The organism is Microbacterium sp. 8M (genome assembly GCF_902506375.1).
Taxonomy (GTDB): domain Bacteria; phylum Actinomycetota; class Actinomycetes; order Actinomycetales; family Microbacteriaceae; genus Microbacterium.
This window is the reverse complement of the sequence record NZ_LR733284.1, coordinates 1,256,524-1,279,671: the sequence shown is the minus strand read 5'-3', so window position 1 is coordinate 1,279,671 and position 23,148 is coordinate 1,256,524. Positions and strand designations below refer to the sequence as shown.

Here is a 23,148-nt window from a genome sequence, read left to right as displayed (position 1 = left end):
ACCGGGTTCCGGAGCCACTGAGGCTCCGGAAGCCCGCTTCAGGCCGGCACCGGCATCCGCCGGTCACGCTGCGTGCGCGCGGCCCAGCGCCCGCCGGCGCGCGTGACCTCGATCGGGTGCGCGAACGCGCGCGAGATGGTCTCGGTCGTCACGGCCTCCTCGACCGCGCCGATCGCGGTGATCGCGCCTCCCGCGATGACGAGGGCGTGGCTCGTCGTCTCCGGGAGGTCCTCCAGGTGATGCGTGACGAGGATCGAGGCGAGCCGCGGATCCCGGTGCGCGAGCGCGTCGATCGTCTCCAGCAGCTGCTCCCGTGCGGCGACGTCGAGTCCGGTCATCGGCTCGTCGAGCAGCAGCAGGCGCGGCTCGCCGGCGAGGGCCCGTGCGATGAGCGCCCGCCCGCGCTCGCCCTGCGAGAGCGTCGGCCATCGCGCCTCGCTCCGGTGCGCCAGTCCCACGTCGGCGATGAGCCGGTGGGCGAGCGCCAGCTGCTCGTGCGTCGGAGTCCAGCGCATCGGCGTCTCGATGGTGCCGGTCAGCCCCGTCAGTACCACCTCGGCCACGGTGAGCGGCGAGCGCAGCGGGTGACGCGGGTCCACGTGCCCGATGAGGCGGCGCAGCTCCTGCAGGTCGACGCGTCCGATGCGGTGCCCCAGCACCTCGGCCGTGCCGCTCGACGGATGCGTGCGGGCGCCGCAGAGGCCCAGGATCGTGCTCTTGCCGGCGCCGTTCGGACCGAGCAGCGCCCAGTGCTCCCCTGCGCGCACGACGAGGCCGATCTCGCGGAGGATGTCCCGTCCGTCGCGGCGGAGCGACACCGCGTCGAGGCGCACGACCTCGGCGCTCACTGCAGGCCGTCCTTGAGCGAGGCCAGGTGCGCGCGGCTCAGCGCTGCGGCGGCCGCGGCGTCGCCTGCGCGGATCGCGTCAGCCAGGCGCACGTGCGCCTCGTGGTCCGCGTCGCCGCCGAACGTCGAGCGGATCCGCAGCATCGCGATCATCGTCTGACGCAGCCGCGGCGTGAAGCCGTCGAACAGCTCGGTGAGGATGGGATTCGCGCTCGCGACGACGATGGCGCGGTGGAAGGCCAGGTCGGCGTCGACGTGCTCCTCGAGCGCACTGCGGCGCTGCTCGCGGGTGCGCAGCGCGCGGCGGATCGCCCGGAGATCGCCGGGTGAGCGCCGCTGCGCAGCGAGCGCGGCGGCCTCGCTCTCGATGGCGGTGCGCGCCTCGATGACGCTGACCATGTCGGCGCGCGCGAGCACCGCGTCCCAGTCGTCGCGCACGTCGAGCGCGGTCACGAACACCCCGGCGCCCTGCCGTGCAGAGAGCACGCCCCGGCCAGCGAGCTGCCGGATCGCCTCGCGCACCGTCGAACGCCCCACCCCCAGCTGAGCCGCGAGCGTCGTCTCCCCCGGCAGCTTCGCCCCGAGCGCCCACTCCTGGCCCCTGATCCTGCCCAGGAGCACGTCGGCGGCCTGGTCAGCCATCGACGCGCGCCGCACGGTTCCTTCCGCTGCCATCCCGACTCCTCAACTTGTCTGCGGAGTTAACGCTACACTGCCCACATGCTCCTGTGCGCGATGCTCCTCCTTCACCGCCACGGCGGGGTCTGACCGGACCGGCTCCCCGCCGTGGCTGATGCGCCGCGCCGGGCCGCCGAGAACCTCACCCAAGGAGCACACGACATGACCCTCACCGCCTTCCCCGGCATCTCCACCCCTGCCGGGCCCATCCCCGCCGACGCCCCGGCGTGGAACCGACAGCGGCACTCCCAGATGCCGTCCCACCGCTACGCCGACCCGTACGACCGCGTCACGATCGCCCTGCACGACGCCGAGCGCACCTGGCCGACCCGCCGCCTCGCGGCCGCTCCGCTGTGGGTCCCGGTCGATCTCCGCGACGGCAATCAGGCGCTGGCCGAGCCGATGGATCCGGCACGCAAACGCCGCTTCTTCGAGCTCATGGTCGCGATGGGCTACAAGGAGATCGAGGTGGGATACCCCTCCGCCTCGCAGACCGACTTCGACTTCGTGCGCCTGATCGCCGAGGAGGGCATCGCCCCGGAGGACGTCACGATCGTCGTGTTCACCGCCGCGCGGCGCGATCTCATCGCACGCACCGTCGACGCGGTCCGCGACATCCGCAATCCCGTCGTGATCCACCTCTACACCGCGACGGCGCCGATCTGGCGCGAGATCGTCCTCGGCCGCGACCGCGACGAGCTGCGGGAGCTGATCCTCGACGCCGGACGGGACGTGCGGGATCTCGCGGGCGACCTCCCGCACGTGCGCTTCGAGTTCTCCCCCGAGGTGTTCATGCTCACCGAGCCCGACTACGCACTCGAGGTGTGCAACGCGATGACCGCGCTGTGGGAGGCGAGCCTGGAGCGCCCGGTGATTGTGAACCTCCCGGCAACGGTCGAGATCGCGACACCCAACGTCTACGCGGATCAGATCGAGTACATGCACCGCAATCTGGAGCGTCGCGAGAGCGTCATCCTGTCGGTGCATCCGCACAACGACCGCGGCACCGGCATCGCATGCGCCGAGCTCGCGGTGCTCGCCGGCGCACAGCGGGTGGAGGGCTGCCTCTTCGGCAACGGTGAGCGCACCGGCAACGTCGACCTCGTCACGCTCGCGCTGAACCTGCACGCGCAGGGCATCGACCCGATGATCGACTTCTCCGACATCGACGAGATCCGGCGCACGGTCGAGCACAGCAACCGGATCGAGGTGCATCCGCGCCACCCCTACGTCGGCGACCTCGTGCACACCGCGTTCAGCGGCACGCATCAGGACGCGATCCGCAAGGGCCTCGCGGAGCACCGGGCGCGTGCCGAGCAGGAAGGACGGGACGAGAGGGAGATCGCCTGGCGCGTGCCGTACCTCCCGGTCGATCCGGCGGATCTGGGCCGTTCCTACGACGCGGTGATCCGGGTGAACTCGCAATCCGGCAAGGGCGGTATCGCATACCTGCTGGAAACGGAGTTCGGCGTGCAGCTGCCGCGCCGGCTGCAGATCGACCTCGCCGGACACGTGCAGCGTCATGCCGACCGCACCGGGCTCGAGCTCGACGCCCAGGAGCTCTGGCGCGTGTTCGGCGAGGCCTATCTCGGCGACCGGACCCGCGCCACGGCAGCGCTGTCCGAGGTGCGGATCGAGAACGCCACCGTGCCCCGCGCAGCATTCCGGATCCGCATCGGCGAGGAGGAGCACGAGTCCTCGCACGAGGGCGTGGGCCCGGTGGATGCGCTCGTGTCCGCGCTGCGCGCGCTCGGCGTGGGGATCGAGATCCTCGACCTGCAGCAGACCAGCCTCGGCACCGGCAGCGACAGCGAGGCCCTGTCCCTGCTGGAGTACCGGGGCCCGCACGGCACCGGCTGGGCGGCGGGTCGAGACGTCTCGGTGCTGACCGCGACGCTCAACGCCGTCATGGCCGCGGCGAACGCGGCGATCGCCGGGAGCACCGGGATGGGCTGATCGGTGCGCCGCGGATCCGGCTCACGCGACCGGGTCTGCGGCGTTCACCGATCGCCGGGATCCGTCACGGGTCCCCGAGGCCGGCTCACCCTCCCGTCGAGGCGCGCACGTTCAGCGTGCCGTGCTCGGGGAGCGGCACCTCCAGAGCGAGCTCCGGCTCGAGCCGGCGGAGCAGGGCGGCGGCTGCCTGACGGCCGAGCGCCTGCGGCTGCAGGTCGACGGCGGTGATTGTGGGGGCGGTCGCACGCAGCCTGTCCGCGTCCGATCCGCACACCACGCGCACGTCCTCCGGCACCCGCACTCCGCGCGCGACGAGACGGTCCACGAGCGCGCGGGCGTGGTCGCTCGTCATGCAGTACACGCCGTCCGGCGGCGTGGGCAGCGCGAGCAGGGCATCGGCCGCGGCGGCGCCCTCGTGCGGTTCCACGCGCTCCGGCACGCGCAGGACGATCTGCGCGTCGGCGGGCACACGCTCGCGATAGCGCCGCTCGGTCGCGGTGTTCCACTCGATCGGATCGGTGCCCACGACCAGGGCGACACGGCGGGCCCCGCGCTCGCCGAGATGGTCCAGCACGCGATCGGTGATAAGGGCGGTGGCGATGTCGACGACGTGGGGATCGCCGGGGTCGGCGGCGTCGACGCCCACCAGCGTGTACGGCATGCCGCCGGCCCGCATCGCAGCGATGAGCGGATCATGCTCGACCGGGTCGGTCACGATGATGCCGTCGCACGCCCACGCGGTGGCGGGCGCATGCGCCACCGTCGGATCGGCCACGAGCATGAGCGCGTAGCCGTGCGCGAGCGACGTGAGGGCGGCCGCCCCGGCGAACCGCGGGAAGTAGTCCACGTCCTGGATCTGCTGCGGCTCCGCCCCCACCGCAGGACGCAGCACGAGCCCGATCACGCCCAGCCGGCTGCGCCGCAGTCCGCTGGCTACGACGTCGGGGTGGTAGCCCAGCTCGGTCGCCGCCGCCCGCACGCGCGCCTGCGTGGCGGGGTTGACGACGCCGTTGCCGGAGAAGGTGTGCGACACCGTGGTGGCAGAGACACCGGCTCTGCGGGCCACATCGCGGATCGTGGAACGCTGCCTTCGCATGCCTGGATGATAATTCCGGATCCCGCTTGTCCAAATCGTTTTGGCTCCTTAGCGTTGCGTGTCGAGCGCGAACAACGACGTCGCGCACCCGACCTTCCGCCCTGGAGTACCCATGTCGCAGACGACGCCCCTCGGGACCGACGCACCCCCGGCCCTCACCCACCCCGTGCCCACCGACAGCGCCGTGCGCGTCGAGACGCACGGCATCGACTACATCCCGAGCAGCGAACGGCACGGCCGCGCCCGCGACCTGTTCGCGGTGTGGGCCGCCCCCAACGTGAACTTCCTGGCCGTCGTCATCGGCGCGACCCTGGTGCTGCTCGGACTGAACCTGTGGCAGGCGCTGCTGGCGATCGTGATCGGCAACCTGTTCTCGGTCATCACCGGCATCGTCGCCGGATCCGGTCCTGCCGCGGGCACGCCCAGCGAGGTGATCACCCGCGCGATGTACGGCATCGTCGGCAACCGGTTCAACGTGGCGATTGCCGGCTGGCTGATCAGCGTCTGCTACCTCGCGATCAACTGGGCCGCCGCCACGACGGTCGCCGTCGGGCTGCTCGGCCGGCTCGGCGTCCCCTCGAACGGCTGGACCATCGCGATCAGCGCGATCGTGATCGCCGCCGCCACGATGGTGATCAGCGTGTACGGGCACGGCATGATCATGCGCCTCTACCAGCCGCTCGCGATCCTGCTCGCCGTGATCTTCGTGGTCATGGCGGTGTTCGTCGTCAGCGGCGCGAAGTGGAACTACACCCCGGCGGCACCGCTGCACGGCCTGGATCTGGTCGCGATGATGGCTGCCGGCATCGCCCTCGTCGCCTCCGGCCCGCTGTCGTACACGAACAGCGCCGACTTCGCCCGCTACCTGCCCGCGGACACCCGCGTGCGCGACGTCGCCCTGTGGACCACGCTCGGCATGGTCATCCCCGGCGTGCTGGCGACCTTCGTCGGCGTGCTGGCAGCCGGCGCGGTGGACATGTCGGATCCGGAGGCGGGACTGGAGAAGTTCCTGCCGGGCTGGTTCGCGCCGATCTTCCTCGTCTCGGTCATCGTCGGCACGATCGCGAACAACGCGATGACCGCCTACAGCTCCGGCCTCGCGCTGCAGGCCGTGGGGATCCGCCTGCCGCGCTCGCGCACGGTGCTGCTGGACGGCACGGTCGGCGTGCTGATGACCCTCTTCGCGCTGCTCGTGTGGAACTTCCTGGACAGCGTCTCCAGCGCCCTGCAGCTCGCGGTGACGATCCTCGCGCCGGTGATGGGCGTGTACCTCGCCGACATGCTGTGGCGGCGCAACCGCTACGACGGTCCCGCCCTCGACGACGAGAGCCGCGGCAGCCGCTTCTGGTTCACCGGAGGCGTGCACGTCGCCGGTGCGGTCGCCGTCCTGGCCGGGATCGGCGCCTCGCTGCTGTGCAGCGCGACCCTGGTCTTCACCGGGCCCATCGCCGCGGCGATCGGCGGCATCGACCTCTCGGTGCCGGTCGGACTGACCGTGCCCTTCGTCCTCTATGTCCTGCTGGTGCGCCGTTCACGCCGCTCGCAGGCCTCCCTCTGATCGCAGACAAAAGGATCCCCGCGCATGAACTCGAACGAGACCCCTACCAGGCACTATCGCGGAGGCGCGATCTTCACGTCGGACACGCAGCCGTGGGCGCAGTCGCTGATCGTCGAGGACGGCCGCGTCCTCTTCGCCGGTGACACGGCGGCCGCCGACGCCTTCGCCGTCGATGCCGTGGTCGAGCTCGACGGCGCCCTGGTGATGCCCGGGATCGTCGACGCGCACACCCATCTCATCGGGCTGGGCGAGTCTCTCGAGCAGGTGGACCTGCACGACGCGCCCGATCTCGCCGAGATCCAGTCGCGCATCGCCGCCGCCGCGGCGGCGGATCCCGACGCACCGCGCATCCTGGGTCGCAGCTGGCTGTTCTCCAGCCTCGGTGGCCGCGCACCGCACCGCGACATGATCGACGCCGTCGTCGCCGACCGCCCCGTGTACCTGAACGCGAACGACAACCACTCCGCCTGGCTGAACTCGGCGGCCCTCGCGGAACTGGGCATCGACGACGAGACCCCGGATCCGCTCGGAGGCACGATCCAGCGCGACGCCGAGGGCCGCGCCACCGGGATGCTGCTGGAGAACGCGGTGTTCGCCTTCCTGCGCGTGCGGCTGGACGCGCTCACGGGCGACGCCGAGCGGGAGGCGCAGTTCGAGGCGGCGATGCGCACGTATCTCGATGCCGGGGTCACCGCCGCGGTCGACATGGCGCTGTCCGAGCCGGACCTGCGCGCGATGCTCGCGGTCCAGGAGAGGCACGGCGGGACGCTGCCGATGCACGTCGCCGCGCACTGGGCCGTCTACCGCACCGCGACCGCCGAGGGCGACGCCGCCGCGGTCGACCGGGCGATCGCCCTGCACCGCGAGCACTCCGGGCCCGGCCTGCGGATCGCGGGGATCAAGCTCTTCGTCGACGGCGTGATCGACAGCTGCACCGCGGCGATGCGCGCACCCTTCGCCGACGGCTCCCAGCCCGAGGCGCTCTGGGACCTGCCGTCGCTGACGGCCGTGGTCACGCGCGCCGACGCGGCGGGTCTCCAGGTCGCGATGCACGCGATCGGCGACGCGGCGTCGGCGCTCGCACTCGACGCCCTCGAGGCCGCCGTCGCGACGAACGGCCCGCGCGCAGACCGCCGCCACCGGATCGAGCACCTGGAGACCGTGGACCACGCGACGCCGCTGCGCCTGGCCCGCCTCGGCGTCGTCGCCTCGATGCAGCCCGTGCACTGCGACCCGGCGATCCAGGACAACTGGCGCGCGATGCTCGGCGACGAGCGCGTCGAACGCGGCTACCCGTGGGGCGAGTTCGCCGAGGCGGGTGCGACGCTCGCGCTGGGCACCGACGCGCCGACGGCGCCCTACGACCCGCTGCCGAACCTGTTCATCGCGACCACCCGGCGGTCGGCGTTCGATCCGGAGCTCCCGCCGAACGTCCCGGCCCATGCGATGGCGATCGCCGACGCGGTGCGCCGCGCCACCCGCGACGCCGCGTACGCGTCCGGCTGGGAGGGCGAGCTGGGCGTGCTGCGCCCCGGAGCGTCCGCAGACTTCGTCGTGCTCGACGCGGATCCGTTCCGGGAAGGCCCAGAGGTCTTCCTCACGGCCCGGGTGCGCACGACGGTCGTCCGCGGCCGGGAGCACGCGCTCGTCACGGCCGGCTGAGTCCGCGACGTCGTCGAGCGAGCGCCCGCTCAGCGCTCGTAGAGCAGGATCACGCTGCCGGCGCCGACCACGCGGCGGGTCTCGCGATAGCCCAGTGCACGCAGATCGCTGAGGCCCCAGGTGTCCTCGACGCCCTCGAAGCTCAGCTCGACCACCCACACCCGGTCGACGCCGTCGAAGCGTCCCATGCCCGCCGCCCGCGGGATCCCGTAGGTCTGGTCGTACCACGTGTAGGACCGCTGGTACGGCGTCTTCAGCAGCAGATCGGTGACGACCCGGAACGACGCTGGATCCGTCGCCTTCGCCAGTCGGGTGCGCTGCGAGGGGCGGGCCCCGTCGTCGAACACGATGCCGTCGCCCGGCTCGGCGTTCGCGCGGATGAAGGCCGAGATGTCGTTCCAGTCGGACTGGTTCTTCGCGTAGGGCGTGCGCTGCAGCACGGCGACGGGCACCGCGGCGATCACGACCGCGGCGATCGCGATCCCGGCGAGCCAGGCTCCCCGACATGACGTCTGCGCACCGCCCGACGACGCGGCCCCACGCGATCCCCCGCCGATCCGAGCGAGACCGCGCACGCCGAGCGCCATCACGATGGCGACGGCCGGCGCCGAGAACGTGCCGTAGCGCGCCGTGTACACCGCCATGAACGGGGTGACGGCGAGCAGCAGCCCCATCGGCACGAGCATCCAGCTCAGTGCCACGATCTCGAGCCGCATCGCCGTGGCGAACCGCCCGCCGGTGCGCCGGATCCGCACGACCTCGCGCACCAGCGCGACCACGGCGACCACGATGAGGGCCCACGCGAGCGCGGTGAACCACCACTCCTGGAACCACATGTTCTTCAGCACGACCTCGGCCGTGACCGACTCCCGCACCGCGAGGAACGCGATCTGGCGGCGCTGCAGGAACCCGAACCACGCCAGCGGCGCGCTGAGCACGAGGGCGATGCCGGTGCTGACGGCCCACGCCCGCCACCGCCGGCGCAGCTCCGGGGACAGCAGCACGACCACGAGCACCGCCGGCACCATGAGCGCGAAGTACAGGAACGTCCAGATCGAGACGGTGAGCACCGCGGCGTAGCCGATCCACCAGCCGATCGCCGTCCCCGGCCGGCGGGCGAGCTCCACGAGGATCACGATCAGCACGGCGGCGAGCGCGGCGCCGATCGCATAGGACCGCGCCTCCTCGCCCGCGAAGATCAGCCGGGGCTCCAGCGCCGTGAAGACGCCCGCGACGACCGCGAACCGGATCCCCTCGAACCGCCCGCACAGCCACACGACGGCGGCGGTGCAGACGCCGATCGCGAGCGCCGACGGGAACCGGATCGAGAACGGGCTCGGACCGAAGACGTCGATCCACGCGTGCAGCCCGAGGTAGTACAGCCCGTGCACCGCGTCGACGTAGCTCAGCATGTGCCAGAGCGAGGGCAGCGGGCGCGTCGCCGACATCAGGCTCGCGGCCTCGTCGCCCCAGAGCGAGGGGATCCAGGATCCGGTGGCGCTGGCGGCGACCGCGAAAAGGCCGAGCAGTCCCGCCCACAGGCCCAGACGCCGTGTGTCCGCCGTCGCCCAAGCCTGGGCGGAGAGGGACCGCTCCGAGGCGGTGCCGACAGCGGAGGAGGTCACGTCCCGAGGGTAGCGGGCCGCCCTTGGGCACTCCTCCGAACCGGCTGTCAGGGACCTCCACGCAGCTCAGGTCGCGATTTCGGCGCCATGTCCGCCCCGGAAGCGCAGACTTCGCGACCTGAACGACGGATCCACGCCGCCGAACGACGGATCCACGCGGCCGAACGACGGATCCGGCACGATCGAGCGAGGGATCCGGACCACGGAGCGACGGATCCGGGGCACCGAGCGTCATCCGCCGGTCAGCGGCTGTTCTCCGAGCGTTCACTCGGATGTCGCCGAATATCCTGGAACCGTGCCCCTCTCCTCCTCCGTGCGTCGTGTCCGCTCCGTCGCCCGCCGTCTCAAGCGCGCCGCCGAGGCCGAGCGCATCGCATTCTGGCGCTCCCGTCCCGTGCGCCCGGACCAGGTGCTCTACGAGTCGTTCGCCGGCAACGGCATGCTGTGCAACCCCGAGGCGATCTTCCGCCACCTGCTGGCCGACCCGGCGTACGCGCACCTGACGCACGTCTGGGCGCTGGCAGACGACGACGCGATCGCCCGGTTCCGTCGGGAGTTCGCGGGCGACCGACGGGTCTCGTTCGTGCGCCGCGGATCCGCCGCGTACCGTCAGGCGCTCGCGGTCAGCGGCTGGCTCATCAACAACGCCACCTTCCCCACCTGGTTCGGCAAGCGCGAGGGGCAGGTGTACCTGAACACCTGGCACGGCACGCCGCTGAAGCTCATGGGCTTCGACATGCCATCGGGTGCGGTGCAGTCGGCGAACACTCTGCGCAACTTCCTGATGTCGGACTACCTGCTGGCCGCGAACCCGTTCATGGCGGAGACCATGTACGAGGACGCCTACCGGCTCACCAACGTGTACCCCGGCACGATCATCGAGGAGGGCTACCCGCGCATCGACCGACAGCGCCTCGACGCCGCCGCCGAGGCGGCCGTGCGCGCCGAGCTGGAGGGCAGCGGCGTCGTGCTCGGCGACAAGCCGATCGTGCTGTTCGCGCCGACCTGGCGCGGCAGCTCCTTCGACGACCCCGAGGACAACATCGACGAGCTCGCCGCGCATCTCGCCGAGCTGCAGGCGGGCGTCGGCGACGACTACGTGGTGGTGCTGAAGACGCACCAGATCGTGCACGCGCGCGCGGCGTCGCGACCGGCGCTGGCGCGCTCGCTCGCTCCGAACACGATCCCCACCAACGTGCTGCTGGGAGCGGCGGCCGGACTCGTCACCGATTACTCGTCGATCTTCTTCGACTACCTCGCGACCGGCCGCCCGATCGCGTTCTTCACTCCGGACGCCGACCTGTACTCGTCCGGCCGCGGCACCTACATGCCCCTGGACACCCTGCCCGGTCCGGTGGAATCCGACGCCGCCGCCACCGGCCGCGCGCTCGCCGCGCTGCTGCACGGCGCTGAGCCGCATCCGCAGTACGCCTCATGGGCGCAGCGGTTCACGCCGTTCGAGGACGGCGGGGCGACCGCTCGTGTCGTCGACATCGTGTTCGGCGGCGCCCGGGACGGATACCGCGCCCGCCCGACCGCGCACGACGGCCGCAAGCGCCTGCTCGTGTACCTGGGCGGGATGAAGCCGAACGGGATCACCACGAGTGCGCTCAACCTGCTCGGCGCCATCGACCACAGCCGCTACGACGTGACCGCCCTGCTGCCGAAGCGCCGCGGGAGCACGGATCCCCTGGTGCAGGCGCGCATCCCCTCCGAGGTGCGGCAGGTGTTCCGCATCGGGGGCATGAACGGATCCAAGGCCGTGCACCTGCGCCGCCGCATCGACGACTGGCGCGGCTCCCCGCGGACGGCCGGCAGCGAGCCGTGGCACGAGAACCTCTGGAACGCGGAGTGGATGCGCGTGTTCGGCCAGGCGCGTTTCGACTGGGTGGCCGACTTCAGCGGCTACGGCCCGATGTGGACCGCCCTGCTGCTGCACGCGCCCGCCGTGCGCGAGGGCGGACCGGATCCGGTGCGCGCGATCTGGATGCACAACGAGATGGCCGCCGACCGCGAGCGCACGGTGAACGGCAAGGCGAGCATGAAGCGCGGTCTCGGCGCCGTCTTCGCGATGTACTCGCAGTACGACCAGCTCGTCTCGGTCTCGCACCAGCTGACCGAGCTGAACCGGGTGGAACTCGCCGAGTACGCGCCCGGCGATCGCTTCCGCACGGTGCGCAACTTCCCCGACGTCGAGCACGTGACGCGCGGTGCGCACCGGCCGCTCAGCGAGTTCTTCGCCGAATCGGACGCCCAGCACGAGGCCGCCGACGAGGAGATCCCGCCGAGGCCCGCGTGGTACGAGGCGCTCCAGGCCGATGAGGGCGCGCTGCGCTGGTTCGTCACCGTGGGACGGCTGAGCCCCGAGAAGAACCATGCGCGTCTGATCCGCGCGTTCCAGCAGGTGCACGCGGCGCACCCGGAGACCCGACTCCTCATCGTCGGCGGCGGACCGCTGCGCGGCGACCTGCAGCAGCAGATCGACGACGCCGGTCTCGCCGACGTCGCCTTCCTCACCGGAGCCCAGCAGAACCCCTACGCGCTGCTGGCCGCGTCGGACTGCTTCGTGCTGTCCAGCCTGTACGAGGGTCAGCCGATGGTCCTCATCGAGGCGGCGATCTGCGGCCTCCCGATCGTGTCCACCTCGTTCGGATCCGTGTACGGCGCGCTCCCGGACGGGGCGATCCGCATCGTGGAGCAGGATGACGACGCCCTCGCCGCCGGCATGACCGCGTTCCTGGCCGGGGAGGTGCTGCCGGCGTCTCTGGACGTCGATGCCTACCGCGCCGAGGTGAAGGCCGAGTTCGAGGCGCTGCTCGCGGACTGACCGGCCTCCGAGCCTGCCGAGGGGCCGGTCCCTGAGCCTGTCGAAGCGCCAGCCCTGCCGAGGGGCCGGTCCCTGAGCCTGTCGAAGCGCCAGCCCTGCCGAGGGGCCGGCCCCTGAGCCTGTCGAAGGGCCGGGCCGCCGCGCCGTCGAAAGGTCGGCTCCGTGACCGTCGCCGGCCGGATCCGCCTCTCGCGCGGCGGGTGCCGTGATGGCAGACTCGACAGCGCCGGGCGCGCGAGGATGCGCGCCCCAGAACCGACGGATCGGGGACCCATGTCGCAGCCTGCATCTTCGCACCCTCTGGACTCGCTCACCGGTGCCGAGTTCTCCGCCACCGCTGCCGCCCTCGCCGGGGAGCACGGCGTGGACGCCGGCTGGCGGTACGCCTCGATCATCCTCCGTGAGCCGCCCAAGGCAGAGGTCAAAGCGTGGCGTGAAGGGGATCCGATCGTGCGCCGCTCCCTCGCGGTGCTGTGGCGCAAGCAGACGAACGAGGTGTACGAGGCGGTCGTGAACCTCACCGATGACGTCGTCGAGTCGTGGACGCACGTGCCTGGGGTGACCCCGAACTTCACGATCGACGAGTACCACGACTGCGATCACGCGATGAAGGAGAACCCCGAGGTCCGTGCCGCGCTCGCCGCGCGCGGCATCCACGACGTCGATCTCGTGCTGTTCGACGTATGGACCTATGGCGGTGCGGTGATCCCCGAGAAGTGGCGCGACCGGCGCCTGGGCTGGGTGGACCTGTGGAAGCGCGCGACGCCCGACGGCAACCCGTACGCCCACCCCGTGAGCGGACTCAAGATCATCGTCGACATGAACACGATGGAGGTGCTCGAGATCGAGGAGCACCATGACTACGGCTTCCCCGATGTGCACGGCGAGTACGTTCCCGAGCTCACCGGGATCACCCCGAGGACCGACCTGAAGCCACTCGAGATCGTGCAGCCCGAGGGCGTCTCGTTCACGGTCGAAGGGTCCCGGATCCGCTGGCAGAACTGGGACTTCCGCCTCGGCTTCAACTATCGCGAGGGGCCTGTGATCTACCAGGTCGGCTTCGACGATCAGGGCACCCGCCGCGAGGTCGCCTATCGGCTGTCGTTCGCCGAGATGATCGTGCCCTACCGCGACTCGAGCTTCGACCACTACCGGCGCACGGCGTTCGACGTGGGCGAGTGGGGGCTGGGCTACATGTGCACCTCGCTCGAGCTCGGCTGCGACTGCCTGGGCGAGATCACCTACCTCGACGCCGTGCTGCCGGACACCGCCGGCCAGCCCTGGACGATCACGAACGCGATCTGCCTGCACGAGGAGGACAACGCCGTGCTGTGGAAGCACGTCGACCCCGACGCCGGCACGGAGGTGCGGCGTCAGCGCCGGTTCGTGGTGTCGGTGCACGCCACCGTGGCGAACTACGAGTACCTGGTGTACTGGCGGTTCTACCAGGACGGCAACATCGAGTGCGAGGTGCGCGCGACCGGCGTCATGGTGACGACGCCCATGGCCGAGGGTGAAGCCGGCAAGGCCACCGGCACCACGATCGACACCCGCACCTACGCGCCGTTCCACCAGCACTTCCTCATCGCCCGGCTCGACCTCGACGTCGACGGCGACGGCAACACCGTCGTCGAGTCCGACTCGATGCCGGCTCCGATCTCGGAGGCGAACCCGTTCGGGCTCGACCTGCACACGCAGGCCACGGTGATCCGCTCGGAGGCCGAAGCCGGCCGCAGCTACGACTGGGAGCGCCAGCGCGGCTGGAAGGTGCAGAACCCGAACAAGCTCAACGCGTGGGGCGCGCCCGTGGCGTACAAGCTCGTGCCCTCGGCGTCGTTCCCCGCGATGTTCGACGAGTCCTCACCGATCCTGAAGCGCAACCCCGTGATCGGGAAGACGCTGTGGGTGACCCGGCATCACGACGACCAGTTCTGGCCGGCGGGCGACTACCCCACCCAGGCCGTGGACGACCTGCACAACGGCATGACCGCCTGGATCGCGGACGATGAGGATCTCGTCGACCAGGACGTGGTGCTCTGGTACAACTTCGGGATCCACCACATCACGCGCACCGAGGACTGGCCGATCATGCCGGCGGACACGATCTCGTTCTGGCTCAAGCCGTTCGGCTTCTTCGACCGCAACCCGTCGCTGGACGCCCCGCGCACCTCGACCGCGACCTGCGCGCCGGGTCACGGCGGACACGGGCACGACGGGCACGACCACGGTGCGCACCCGCACGACGAGGGCCACCAGCACGACCACCACGGCTGACGGCTTCGTGAGAACCGGCGCCGGCTGGTCCGGGCGGGGTTACCATCGCGGTATGCGAGAGACCAGGGCGACGCACGGCTGACCGTCCTGGAGCAGCGACCCGCGCCGCCCGGCCTCCGTGAAGGAGGTGCGCTCATGAAGACGCAGGAGCAGCCGCGGGGCACCACGACGCACGCCGAATGGGGCGCGGGGCACCCCCGCCTGCTGATCACATCCGACGATGATCGCCTGGTGCACGAGATCACCGAGGACGAGACGCGGATCGGATCCGGCGCGGAATGCCAGATCCGTCTCGCAGGGCTCGCCGCGGTGCACGCCGTCATCCGGCACGACGCAGGCGACGACTACGATCTGGAGATGCTCGGTCCGGGGCAGACCAGCGCGAACATCGCCAAGGCCGCCGAGGAGGAGGGCCGCGCCGTCGAGACCCTGCACACCGGTGCCCGGTTCACCGCCGGCGACTGGCGGTTCGTATTCGTGCGCGACGAGTTCGCCGACCACGGACGCCCGTTCGGCGGCCGTCTCGGCGGCGAGGGCGCGCATCAGCGCCGCCAGCCGCCGCGTCCGGACTACCGGGCCGAGGGCCACCTCGGTGCGATGCCCACGCCGACGTCGCCGCCGCTGATCGAGCAGGACGGCGAGCCGACCGTCGCCGACTAGGATCCCGACGCCGACTCTGGGCGACGGCCCAGGCGTGCCGGGACCGCGCAGGGTTCGGGTGCGCTCAGGACTCGGACGGCTGCAGCGGCAGCTGCGGTCCGTGGTTCCACGCCAGGATCGCCGGTTGCTCGCGCGAGAAGCCGAGCACCGAGACCGATCCGGCGTCGAGCGTGATCGCCGCTCCGAAGCGCGGCGCCTGGCGCAGGAAGACGGCGGTGAGGATCCGGAGATAGTGCCCGTGCGCGATGAGCGCGACGTCGCCGTCGACCATGGCCGGCAGCACCCGGGTGAGCACGCGGGAGGCGCGCGCGGCGACCTCCTCCACGGTCTCCCCCGGCGTCTCCCCGCGGATCACGCCGTGCGTGAACGCGCTCCAGTTGTAGCCGAGCTCCGCGCGGATCTCCTTGGTGGTGCGGCCCTCATAGCCGCCGTAGTCCCACTCCACGAGCAGCGGATCGACCTCGGCCTCGAGGCCCGCGAGCTCCGCCGTGCGGCGGGCGCGCTGCAGGGGCGACGACAGCACCAGGCGGAAGTCGTAGCCGGTCACGAGGTCTCCGGCCAGACGCGCCAGCTCCTCACCGCGCGACGTGAGCGGGACGTCGGTGAGCCCGGTGTGACGGCCGCTGCGCGACCACTCGGTCTCGCCGTGCCGGAGGAGCACGAGCTTTCCCTGCGGGTTGTCGGGGGCGGGGCGGTCGGGCAACGGGTCGAGAAGGTCCACTCCGTCACCGTACGCCATAGGGCCCGCGCCGGAGGACGTCAGCCCCGGAGCAGCACGAACAGCAGGCAGAGCACGCCGAGGAGCAGGGCCGCGGCGGTGAGCGCGGCGACCGGCCAGCCGGAGCGCAGCACGCCTGGCTCCGTCGAGGTGAGGGCGCGATGCTGGCGTCGGTAGCGACGATGGGACCCCACCAGCACCACCAGGGACAGACAGAGCCCGGCGAAGCCGAGCACGAGCGCGGCGCCGCCGATCACCGAGGGCAGGATCCGCATGATCACCACCGACCCTCCGGCGAGCGCGAGCGCCGTGCGCCGCCACGCCAGGGCGGTGCGCTCGGGCTGCAATCCGTGATCGAAGACCCGGTCCGGCGCTCCGCTCATACCAGCAGCACCCCGAGCAGCACGAGCACCGCGGTCGCCACCACGACCAGCGCGAGGGGGATCGCCAGCCACGGCGGGCCGAGGGGCCTCGACTCCCGCAGCGCGCGCTCTGTCCTCATCCAGCCGAACCACGCCTGCGCCGGCGTCAGCAGCCCCGCCACGATGAGCAGGATCGACGCGGCGTGCCGGTATCCGGGGGCTATGCCCAGCCCGAGGGCCTCGAGGGCGACGCCGCCGGCGAGCAGGGCGAGCGATGTGCGGATCCACGCCAGGAAGGTGCGCTCGTTCGCGAGCGTGAACCGGGCGTCCGGCTCTTCGCCGCGGTCGTAGACGCGCCGGGGGAAGCGGCTGGTGCTCATGCGTTCTCCGTTCGGAGCGAGACGGTGCGGAACCCGGCGACGCCATGGGCGACCGGGCAGCGTTCGAGCTGCGTCCGGAACGCAGACATCACCCGCAGGATCCATCCTCCCAGGCCCGCGGACGTCTCCGTCCTGCGCGCATCGCCGCGGGGCGGCTCAGGCGGGCCGATACTGGAGCGCGACGACGCCCGACCGAAACTCCTGGCGGTCGACGAGTTCCAGGCGGATCCGCTCGCGGAGCCCGTCGAGCAGCCTCGGGCCGTGGCCCGCCAAAACGGGCTGCACGAGGAATCGGTACTCGTCGATCAGCCCGCGCTCGGCGAGCGCCAGGGGCAGCGACACTCCCCCGACCCACAGCGCCCCTCCCGGCTCCTGCTTGAGCCGCAGCACCGCCTCGGCCGGATCCTCCCGCAGCAGCTCGGCGTTCCAGTCGACCGCGTCGAGCGTGCGCGACACCACGTACTTCCTCGCGCTGTCGATGCTCTCCGCGAAGGGACGCTCCCACGGCGCCATCTCCTCGGGCCACTTCCCGGTGCGCGGCCGCCGCCACGCCGACTCCATCATCCGGTAGGTCACCCATCCGAAGATCAGCGCATCCGCCCGGTCCATCTCCGCCGTCCAGAAGCGCATCGACTCCTCGTCCGGCATGATCCCCGCCTCGTGGTGGCAGCAGCCGTCGAGCGTCACGTTGATCGAGTAGCGAAGCGTCCGCATCTCGTCGTTCCCCCTCGAACAGGTCGTCGTACCGCCACGCTACTCCGCCGGGGGTCGAGACGACGGAAGCCCCGAGCTGATGCTCGGGGCTTCCGGTTCCGGTGGACCCAAGGGGATTTGAACCCCTGACCTCCTCGATGCGAACGAGGCGCGCTACCAACTGCGCCATGGGCCCGTGAACTCGTTCAGCCTATCATGCCGAAGCCGAGGGGTCCGAGCCGGCAGCCGCCCAGGCACACGCCCGGGCGTGTCGAGGCGGCTCAGCCCGCGGCGCGCCGGGCGAGCAGCCGGCGGACGTGCGCCTCGATCTCGGCATCGTCGACGTACCCCATCCGGGCGTACGGCGACTCCTGCGCCGGGTGCTCTTCGACGGGAGTCGGCAGCTCGACCGGCGCGGGCGGCGCGAGCTCCTCCACGCGACGCTGCAGCTCCGCGGCGCGCGCAGCCTCGCGGGCGAGCGCCTGGGCGTCGATCGTGGCACGGGCGGCGTGCGCCCTGGTGCCGTTGACGGAGACGAGCGGCTCGGGAAGGCTGCGCGGGGTCCAGGTGCGCGGCCCCTGATCGTGCAGCTCCGCCTCCTCGCGCACGGGCGCGGCGACCGCGGGTGCCGCGGCGGCCCGCGCAGCGCGGCGAGCGGCGCGGCGTGCGACGGCGGTCATCCGCTGCAGCATGCCCAGTGCGAGAACGGCGACGGCTCCGCCGGCCCACAGCAGGATCGAGGTTCCGCCTTCGACCAGCTGCCACACTCCGAGGCCGACGGCGCCGAGCGCGAGGACGAGCAGCACGGTGGCCGTCAGGCGGGTGCGGCGGCGGGCCCTGGCACGGCGGAACGCCGGGTCGGCGCGCGTCGCCGCGAGCTGCTCGCGCAGGCGCTGCAGTTCGGCCTGCTCGCGCTCGGCCTGCAGACGCTTGGCGAGCCTCTGCTGCGCGAGGGCGGTGCGTGCGTTCAGCTCGAGCTGCACCTCGCGCGGCGCCTCGCTGGTCTCGGCCAGCACCCGCAGGGCGCGGTTGAGCCGCAGCGCGTTGCGCTCGGCGGCGTCGTACTGGTGCTGACCCCGCCACGACGGCAGGAAGTAGAGCAGCCACAGCAGGGCCGCGACCAAGACGATCACGCCTCCGCTCAGCACCGGCCCGTTCATGCCCTCCACGGTATGCGAGCACCCGCTTCCGACGCCGCCGACACGCGCAGGCGCACGCGCTCACCTGCGCACACGACACCTGCACGACTGTGCGACGCATGCACGACCGGATCCGCGACCTGATCGTGCAGACGTCGCGGCGTCGTGCACGCGTCACCCCCGAAGCGGGATGTCGTCTGCGGGATCCGCCTCACCCGGCCCCTCTGTCCGCGCCGACGGGTAGGGTCGGCTCGTGGCCTCGTTCACCCCCGTGCAGCGGCTCGTCATCGCCGTCGCCGTGCTCGCCTCCTTCGTGACGTTCCTCGACGGCACCGTCGTCACGGTCGCGCTGCCGGCCATCAGCCGCGAACTCGGCGGCGGCATCACCACCCAGCAGTGGACGGTCGACGCCTACCTGATCACCCTGAGCGCGCTGATCCTGCTGGCCGGATCCGTCTCCGACGCCTACGGGCGGGTGCTGGTGATGCGGATCGGCCTCATCGCGTTCGGCATCGCCTCGGTCGCCGTCGCCGCCGCTCCCACGCCCCTCGTGCTGATCATCGCGAGGGCGGCGCAGGGAGCCGCGGGCGCCCTGCTCGTGCCGAGCTCGCTGGCGCTGATCACCGCCGTGATGCGCGGTGAGGTGCAGTCCAGGGCGATCGGCGTGTGGACGGCGTTCACGACCGCGGCCCAGCTCGTCGGCCCTCTCCTCGGCGGCCTGTTCGTGGACCTGCTGTCGTGGCGCTTCGTCTTCGTCATCAACGTGCTGCCGATCGGCGTCACCCTGGTGCTGCTCTCCCGCCTGCACCTTCCCGACGCCGGGCGCACCGCGCAGGTGGACTGGCTCAGCGGCGCCCTCTGCGCACTCGGCCTCGGCGGCGTGGTGTACGCGCTCATCGAGCAGCCGCACCAGGGCTGGGGCTCCCCGGCGATCCTCGTGACCGCCATCGGCGGCGCCGCGCTGCTGGCGCTGTTCCTGCTGCGTCAGCGCCGGCCGCACCCGCTCATGCCGCTGTCGCTGTTCCTGGTGCGCAACTTCGGCTGGGGCAACCTGTCCACGCTGTTCGTCTACGCGGCGCTGTCGTTGAACGGGTTCGTGGTCGGCGTCTACCTGCAGCAGGGGGCAGGCCTGAAGGCCACCGAGGCAGGGCTGGCCAGCCTGCCCGTCACGATCCTGATGATCCTGCTCAGCTCCCGCGCGGGGCGCCTGTCCGGGCGTCTCGGGCCGCGGCTGTTCATGACGGCCGGTCCGCTGATGATGGCCGGCGGCGCGCTGCTGCTCCTGCTCGTCTCGGAGCACTTCGACTACTGGTGGCAGGTGCTGCCGGCGATGATCGTGCTCGGCGTGGGCCTGTCCCTGACCGTCGCGCCGCTCACCTCCGCCATCCTCGGCTCCATCGAGGAGGCCCGATCCGGGATCGCCTCGGCGGTCAACAACGCGGTCGCCCGCGTGGCGGGGCTGCTCGTCGTCGCGATGCTCTCCACGATCGTGGGCGGCACGCTGAACCTCGCCGGCTTCCACAGCGCGACCTGGGTCACCGCGGCGCTGTTCGCGCTCGGCGGGATCGTCGCGTGGATCGGCATCCGCCGTCCCGCTCCGGTGCCGGATGAGGGCGCCGGATCCGGCCCCGCTCGATCGGGATCCTGAGGTCCGGTCGAGCCGCTGCGGGGACGCCGCGGGTCAGAGCGGCAGGTCGCTGCGGGGCAGGTCGGTCGGCGGCACGGCGGCCCAGTCGGCGGGGACCCGACCCTCTGCCCAGCGGCTGAGGACCCCGCCCGGCACGTCCTCGCGCACGAGCGAGAACGCGAGGTGATCGCGCCAGTCGCCGTCGATGTGGATGAACCGCCGGCGCAGGCCCTCGTAGCGGAAGCCCAGCTTCTGCACGACGCGCAGGCTCGGGTGGTTCTCCGGGCGCAGGCAGATCTCGATGCGGTGCAGGCCCAGGTCGGTGAAGGCGAGATCGGTCGCCATCGCCACCGCGGCCGGGGTGATCCCGTGACCGGCGAAGCGCTCGCTCACCCAGTAGCCGATGGTCGCCGAGCACAGCGAGCCCCTCATCACGCCCCAGATGTTCAGCTGCCCCGCGATCTCGCCGTCGTACTCCATGACGAACGGGTATCCCGTGCCGTCGCGGTACTGCTGCAGCAGCCGGCGGATGCTCACCCGCATGTCGATGCCCGTCTGGATCCCGGGCAGCGTCGCCTCCCAGGGCTGCAGCCAGCGCCGGTTGGTGACGAGCTCGTGCTGCAGCGCGCGGGCATCCTTGGGCCGGATGAGCCGCAGCTCCACCGGGCCGTGCCGCATGGGTGCCGAGATGTCCACGAGCCGCTCAGATCCCTTCGGCGAACTCCTTGAGCCAGGCGCGCAGGTCGGGCCCGAGGTCGTCGCGGTCGGCAGCGAGCTGCACGATCGCCTTGATGTACTCCAGACGATCCCCCGTGTCGTAGCGGCGCCCCCGGAAGATCAGGCCGTGCACACCGGGACCGTCCGGATCGGCGGCGAGCACCTGCAGCGCATCCGTGAGCTGGATCTCGCCGCCCTTGCCGGGCGGAGTGCGCTCCAGGATGTCGAAGATCGCGGCCGGCAGCACATAGCGGCCGATGACGGCCAGGTTCGACGGCGCGTCCTCGCGCGCGGGCTTCTCGACCAGCCCGGTCACGCGCTGCACGTCGTCCGCTGCGCCCTCGGGAGTCCCGTCCACCGCGGCGGTGCCGTACAGGTGGATCTGGTCGGGGTCCACCTCCATGAGCGCGATCACGGCCGCGCCGCTGCGCTCGTGCTCCGCGATCATGGCCGTGAGCAGCGGGTCGCGCTCGTCCATGAGGTCGTCGCCGAGCAGCACGGCGAAGGAGCTGTCGCCCACGTGCGTGCGGGCGCGCAGCACGGCATGCCCGAGCCCCTTCGGCTCGCCCTGACGCAGGTAGTGGATGTCGGCCATGTCGCTGGAGGCGACGACCCGGGCGAGCCGGCTGTGATCGCCCTTCTCGCTGAGCTTGCCCTCCAGCTCCGGCATCTGATCGAAGTGGTTCGAGATGGCGTTCTTGTTGCGGCCGATGATGACCAGGATGTCGTGGATGCCCGCCGCCACCGCCTCCTCGACCACGTACTGGATCGCCGGCTTGTCCACGACGGGCAGCATCTCCTTCGGCATGGCCTTCGTCGCCGGGAGGAAGCGCGTGCCCAGACCGGCCGCGGGGATGACCGCCTTGATGCGTGCCTTCGTCATCTGCTCAGCTTAGGGCGCGCACCCGGCATCGGGCCGCGTGCGGTCGCCGGACGCCCCGGATCCGCCCGCCATGGGCACAGACGGGCCCGGGTAGAATCGGGCCATGCCGGGCGCGATCGACCATGCCAAACGTGCGCTGCGCGCCGATCTGCGCGAGCGTCGCGCCCTGCTCTCCGACGCGCAGCGGGCCGAGGCCGAGTCGGCCCTCACGGCCCGCCTGCACGACCTGGTCGCATCGACGGGCGCCCGCTCGATCTCCTGTTTCCTGCCCACGACGACGGAGCCCGGGACGCGCCGGTTCATCCGGGAGGCGGTGGCCCGCGGCATCCGCGTGCTGCTGCCGATCACCCGGGAGGACGGGCTGCTGGACTGGGCGGTGGCGGGCACCGAGGATGAGATCGCGACGGGACTGCACGGGCTGCCCGAGCCGACCGGCGAGATCCTGAACCCGATGGCGCTGGACGAGGTCGACCTGCTCCTGGTCCCGGCGGCGGCCGTGGACCGCAGCGGGATGCGCATGGGCTGGGGTCGCGGCTACTTCGACCGCACGCTCGGCTCGATGCAGAAATGCCCGCCTGCGTACGCCGTCGTCTTCGACTCCGAGATCCTCGACGAGGTGCCGCGCGACGTGCACGACCAGCCGGTCACCGGCGCGGTCACGCCCCGGCGCACCGTCGTCTTCCCCCTGACCTGACCCGTCCGATCCGAGACCTGCGAGGCCCCATGCCCACCTACTCCTACGCCTGCACCGCCTGCGGCCACCGCTTCGACGCCGTGCAGTCCTTCTCCGACGCCGCCCTGACCGAGTGCCCGGAGTGCCACGGGCGCCTGCGCAAGGAGTACGGCTCCATCGGCGTCACGTTCAACGGCTCGGGCTTCTATCGCACCGACTCCCGCGCGGGATCCGGCTCCGCCTCCTCTTCGGGTGCATCATCGAAGGCGGAATCGACGGCGAGCGCCAAGCCGGCGCCCGCCTCCGCACCGGCCTCGGGATCCTGAGGCCGATCTTCAGGGGAGACACACAGAAATGATCAAGGGCTTCAAGGAGTTCATACTCCGCGGCAATGTCATCGACCTGGCGGTCGCGGTCGTCATCGGCGCCGCGTTCTCCGCCATCGTGGACGCCGTCGTCAAGGGACTCATCAATCCGCTCATCGCTCTGTTCTTCAGCGCGAAGAGCCTGGACGGCCTGGTCCTGGCGGTGCCGAACTTCCAGGGCGGGCACACCGATTTCGCGATCGGCTCGATCATCGGCGCCATCATCAACTTCCTGGCGGTCGCCGTCGTCGTGTACTTCGCGTTCGTGATGCCGATGAACCACTTCAAGGAGCGGCAGGCCGCGAAGGCGGGCCTGCCCGAGGAGCCCGAGGCCCTGCCCACCGAGCAGGAGCTGCTCATCCAGATCCGCGACCTGCTCGAGAAGCAGCGCTCGGCCTGACCGGATCC

The 23,148-nt window shown here is 71.6% G+C and carries 21 protein-coding genes and 1 tRNA gene; 10 read left to right on the top strand and 12 right to left on the bottom strand.

Annotated elements, in window-relative coordinates; genetic code table 11:
- Positions 1–38 precede the first annotated feature (38 nt).
- A complete protein-coding gene (locus tag AERO9AM_RS06075; protein WP_159575338.1) occupies positions 39–848 on the bottom strand; it encodes an ABC transporter ATP-binding protein in 810 nt (269 codons plus the stop codon).
- Entirely contained in the window at positions 845–1,522 is a 678-nt protein-coding gene (locus AERO9AM_RS06070) for a FadR/GntR family transcriptional regulator (RefSeq protein WP_159575337.1), read from the bottom strand. Before AERO9AM_RS06070 ends, AERO9AM_RS06075 begins: the two co-directional genes overlap by 4 nt.
- A 165-nt stretch (positions 1,523–1,687) precedes the next feature.
- On the opposite strand from AERO9AM_RS06070, the gene AERO9AM_RS06065 reads away from it, so the two are divergent.
- Complete coding sequence (locus AERO9AM_RS06065) at positions 1,688–3,481, top strand: 2-isopropylmalate synthase (RefSeq protein ID WP_159575336.1); 1,794 nt, start codon at positions 1,688–1,690, stop codon at positions 3,479–3,481.
- Positions 3,482–3,566: 85 nt separating this feature from the next.
- Here the strand turns inward: AERO9AM_RS06065 and AERO9AM_RS06060 are convergent, their stop codons facing one another.
- Entirely contained in the window at positions 3,567–4,577 is a 1,011-nt protein-coding gene (locus AERO9AM_RS06060; protein WP_159575335.1) for a LacI family DNA-binding transcriptional regulator, read from the bottom strand.
- 112 nt (positions 4,578–4,689) lie between these two features.
- Here AERO9AM_RS06060 and AERO9AM_RS06055 point away from each other — a divergent pair, with 112 nt between their 5' ends.
- The gene (locus AERO9AM_RS06055; RefSeq protein ID WP_159575334.1) at positions 4,690–6,135 is read left to right on the top strand and encodes a purine-cytosine permease family protein; all 1,446 of its coding nucleotides are present in this window, start codon (positions 4,690–4,692) and stop codon (positions 6,133–6,135) included.
- A gap of 24 nt (positions 6,136–6,159) precedes the next feature.
- Entirely contained in the window at positions 6,160–7,797 is a 1,638-nt protein-coding gene (locus AERO9AM_RS06050; protein ID WP_159575333.1) for an amidohydrolase, read from the top strand.
- 29 nt (positions 7,798–7,826) lie between these two features.
- On the opposite strand, the gene AERO9AM_RS06045 is transcribed toward AERO9AM_RS06050, so the two are convergent.
- Entirely contained in the window at positions 7,827–9,422 is a 1,596-nt protein-coding gene (locus AERO9AM_RS06045; protein WP_159575332.1) for a glycosyltransferase family 39 protein, read from the bottom strand.
- A gap of 295 nt (positions 9,423–9,717) precedes the next feature.
- Between AERO9AM_RS06045 and AERO9AM_RS06040 the strand changes: the two genes are divergently transcribed.
- The 3 genes from AERO9AM_RS06040 to AERO9AM_RS06030 all read left to right on the top strand — a co-directional run bounded on the left by AERO9AM_RS06040 (position 9,718) and on the right by AERO9AM_RS06030 (position 15,183).
- Positions 9,718–12,249, top strand: a complete 2,532-nt coding sequence (locus tag AERO9AM_RS06040; RefSeq protein ID WP_236602506.1) for a glycosyltransferase — start codon at positions 9,718–9,720, stop codon at positions 12,247–12,249.
- A 273-nt stretch (positions 12,250–12,522) separates the two neighbouring features.
- Positions 12,523–14,523, top strand: a complete 2,001-nt coding sequence (locus AERO9AM_RS06035) for a primary-amine oxidase (RefSeq protein WP_159575331.1) — start codon at positions 12,523–12,525, stop codon at positions 14,521–14,523.
- Between the two features lie 135 nt (positions 14,524–14,658).
- The gene (locus AERO9AM_RS06030; RefSeq protein WP_201298592.1) at positions 14,659–15,183 is read left to right on the top strand and encodes an FHA domain-containing protein; all 525 of its coding nucleotides are present in this window, start codon (positions 14,659–14,661) and stop codon (positions 15,181–15,183) included.
- 64 nt (positions 15,184–15,247) lie between these two features.
- On the opposite strand, the gene AERO9AM_RS06025 is transcribed toward AERO9AM_RS06030, so the two are convergent.
- The 6 genes from AERO9AM_RS06025 to AERO9AM_RS06000 form a co-directional block, all read right to left on the bottom strand.
- A complete protein-coding gene (locus AERO9AM_RS06025; RefSeq protein WP_159575330.1) occupies positions 15,248–15,922 on the bottom strand; it encodes a histidine phosphatase family protein in 675 nt (224 codons plus the stop codon).
- Between the two features lie 20 nt (positions 15,923–15,942).
- The gene (locus AERO9AM_RS06020) at positions 15,943–16,284 is read right to left on the bottom strand and encodes a DUF202 domain-containing protein (RefSeq protein ID WP_159575329.1); all 342 of its coding nucleotides are present in this window, start codon (positions 16,282–16,284) and stop codon (positions 15,943–15,945) included.
- Positions 16,281–16,643 carry a YidH family protein gene (locus AERO9AM_RS06015; RefSeq protein WP_159575328.1) on the bottom strand — a complete coding sequence of 121 codons (363 nt, stop codon included), beginning with the start codon at positions 16,641–16,643 and terminating at the stop codon, positions 16,281–16,283. Before AERO9AM_RS06015 ends, AERO9AM_RS06020 begins: the two co-directional genes overlap by 4 nt.
- A 156-nt stretch (positions 16,644–16,799) precedes the next feature.
- A complete protein-coding gene (locus tag AERO9AM_RS06010) occupies positions 16,800–17,357 on the bottom strand; it encodes a dihydrofolate reductase family protein (RefSeq protein WP_159575327.1) in 558 nt (185 codons plus the stop codon).
- Positions 17,358–17,459: 102 nt separating this feature from the next.
- Positions 17,460–17,532 (bottom strand) — tRNA-Ala (locus tag AERO9AM_RS06005).
- A gap of 85 nt (positions 17,533–17,617) precedes the next feature.
- Positions 17,618–18,496: a hypothetical protein gene (locus AERO9AM_RS06000; RefSeq protein WP_159575326.1), complete on the bottom strand. Its 879-nt coding sequence runs from the start codon at positions 18,494–18,496 to the stop codon at positions 17,618–17,620.
- A 232-nt stretch (positions 18,497–18,728) separates the two neighbouring features.
- Between AERO9AM_RS06000 and AERO9AM_RS05995 the strand changes: the two genes are divergently transcribed.
- On the top strand, positions 18,729–20,123 hold the full coding sequence (locus AERO9AM_RS05995) for an MFS transporter (protein WP_159575325.1): 1,395 nt from the start codon (positions 18,729–18,731) through the stop codon (positions 20,121–20,123).
- 33 nt (positions 20,124–20,156) lie between these two features.
- Here the strand turns inward: AERO9AM_RS05995 and AERO9AM_RS05990 are convergent, their stop codons facing one another.
- Both AERO9AM_RS05990 and galU read right to left on the bottom strand, forming a co-directional pair.
- Positions 20,157–20,780, bottom strand: coding sequence for a GNAT family N-acetyltransferase (locus tag AERO9AM_RS05990; protein ID WP_159577395.1), 624 nt, complete (start codon positions 20,778–20,780; stop codon positions 20,157–20,159).
- 25 nt (positions 20,781–20,805) lie between these two features.
- Positions 20,806–21,702 carry a UTP--glucose-1-phosphate uridylyltransferase GalU gene (galU, locus tag AERO9AM_RS05985; protein ID WP_159575324.1) on the bottom strand — a complete coding sequence of 299 codons (897 nt, stop codon included), beginning with the start codon at positions 21,700–21,702 and terminating at the stop codon, positions 20,806–20,808.
- Positions 21,703–21,805: 103 nt separating this feature from the next.
- Between galU and AERO9AM_RS05980 the strand changes: the two genes are divergently transcribed.
- The 3 genes from AERO9AM_RS05980 to mscL are packed head-to-tail and all read left to right on the top strand — an operon-like array spanning position 21,806 to position 23,140.
- Positions 21,806–22,396 (top strand): 5-formyltetrahydrofolate cyclo-ligase, encoded by a 591-nt coding sequence (locus tag AERO9AM_RS05980; protein ID WP_159575323.1) that lies wholly within the window; start codon positions 21,806–21,808, stop codon positions 22,394–22,396.
- A 29-nt stretch (positions 22,397–22,425) separates the two neighbouring features.
- Positions 22,426–22,701 carry an FmdB family zinc ribbon protein gene (locus tag AERO9AM_RS05975; protein ID WP_159575322.1) on the top strand — a complete coding sequence of 92 codons (276 nt, stop codon included), beginning with the start codon at positions 22,426–22,428 and terminating at the stop codon, positions 22,699–22,701.
- A gap of 28 nt (positions 22,702–22,729) precedes the next feature.
- The gene (gene mscL, locus AERO9AM_RS05970) at positions 22,730–23,140 is read left to right on the top strand and encodes a large conductance mechanosensitive channel protein MscL (RefSeq protein WP_159575321.1); all 411 of its coding nucleotides are present in this window, start codon (positions 22,730–22,732) and stop codon (positions 23,138–23,140) included.
- Positions 23,141–23,148: the final 8 nt, after the last annotated feature.

What these genes read in the sequence shown, in the direction of transcription:
- AERO9AM_RS05980 (WP_159575323.1), top strand. Translation starts at nt 21,806, where the DNA reads ATGCCGGGCGCGATCGACCATGCCAAACGTGCGCTGCGCGCCGATCTG.
- AERO9AM_RS06055 (WP_159575334.1), top strand. Translation starts at nt 4,690, where the DNA reads ATGTCGCAGACGACGCCCCTCGGGACCGACGCACCCCCGGCCCTCACC.
- AERO9AM_RS06065 (WP_159575336.1), top strand. Translation starts at nt 1,688, where the DNA reads ATGACCCTCACCGCCTTCCCCGGCATCTCCACCCCTGCCGGGCCCATC.
- AERO9AM_RS05990 (WP_159577395.1), bottom strand. Translation starts at nt 20,780, where the DNA reads ATGCGGCACGGCCCGGTGGAGCTGCGGCTCATCCGGCCCAAGGATGCC.
- AERO9AM_RS06000 (WP_159575326.1), bottom strand. Translation starts at nt 18,496, where the DNA reads ATGAACGGGCCGGTGCTGAGCGGAGGCGTGATCGTCTTGGTCGCGGCC.
- AERO9AM_RS06070 (WP_159575337.1), bottom strand. Translation starts at nt 1,522, where the DNA reads ATGGCAGCGGAAGGAACCGTGCGGCGCGCGTCGATGGCTGACCAGGCC.
- AERO9AM_RS05975 (WP_159575322.1), top strand. Translation starts at nt 22,426, where the DNA reads ATGCCCACCTACTCCTACGCCTGCACCGCCTGCGGCCACCGCTTCGAC.
- AERO9AM_RS06050 (WP_159575333.1), top strand. Translation starts at nt 6,160, where the DNA reads ATGAACTCGAACGAGACCCCTACCAGGCACTATCGCGGAGGCGCGATC.
- AERO9AM_RS06025 (WP_159575330.1), bottom strand. Translation starts at nt 15,922, where the DNA reads ATGGCGTACGGTGACGGAGTGGACCTTCTCGACCCGTTGCCCGACCGC.
- AERO9AM_RS06060 (WP_159575335.1), bottom strand. Translation starts at nt 4,577, where the DNA reads ATGCGAAGGCAGCGTTCCACGATCCGCGATGTGGCCCGCAGAGCCGGT.
- AERO9AM_RS06020 (WP_159575329.1), bottom strand. Translation starts at nt 16,284, where the DNA reads ATGAGCGGAGCGCCGGACCGGGTCTTCGATCACGGATTGCAGCCCGAG.
- mscL (WP_159575321.1), top strand. Translation starts at nt 22,730, where the DNA reads ATGATCAAGGGCTTCAAGGAGTTCATACTCCGCGGCAATGTCATCGAC.
- AERO9AM_RS06015 (WP_159575328.1), bottom strand. Translation starts at nt 16,643, where the DNA reads ATGAGCACCAGCCGCTTCCCCCGGCGCGTCTACGACCGCGGCGAAGAG.
- AERO9AM_RS06010 (WP_159575327.1), bottom strand. Translation starts at nt 17,357, where the DNA reads ATGCGGACGCTTCGCTACTCGATCAACGTGACGCTCGACGGCTGCTGC.
- galU (WP_159575324.1), bottom strand. Translation starts at nt 21,702, where the DNA reads ATGACGAAGGCACGCATCAAGGCGGTCATCCCCGCGGCCGGTCTGGGC.
- AERO9AM_RS06035 (WP_159575331.1), top strand. Translation starts at nt 12,523, where the DNA reads ATGTCGCAGCCTGCATCTTCGCACCCTCTGGACTCGCTCACCGGTGCC.
- AERO9AM_RS06030 (WP_201298592.1), top strand. Translation starts at nt 14,659, where the DNA reads ATGAAGACGCAGGAGCAGCCGCGGGGCACCACGACGCACGCCGAATGG.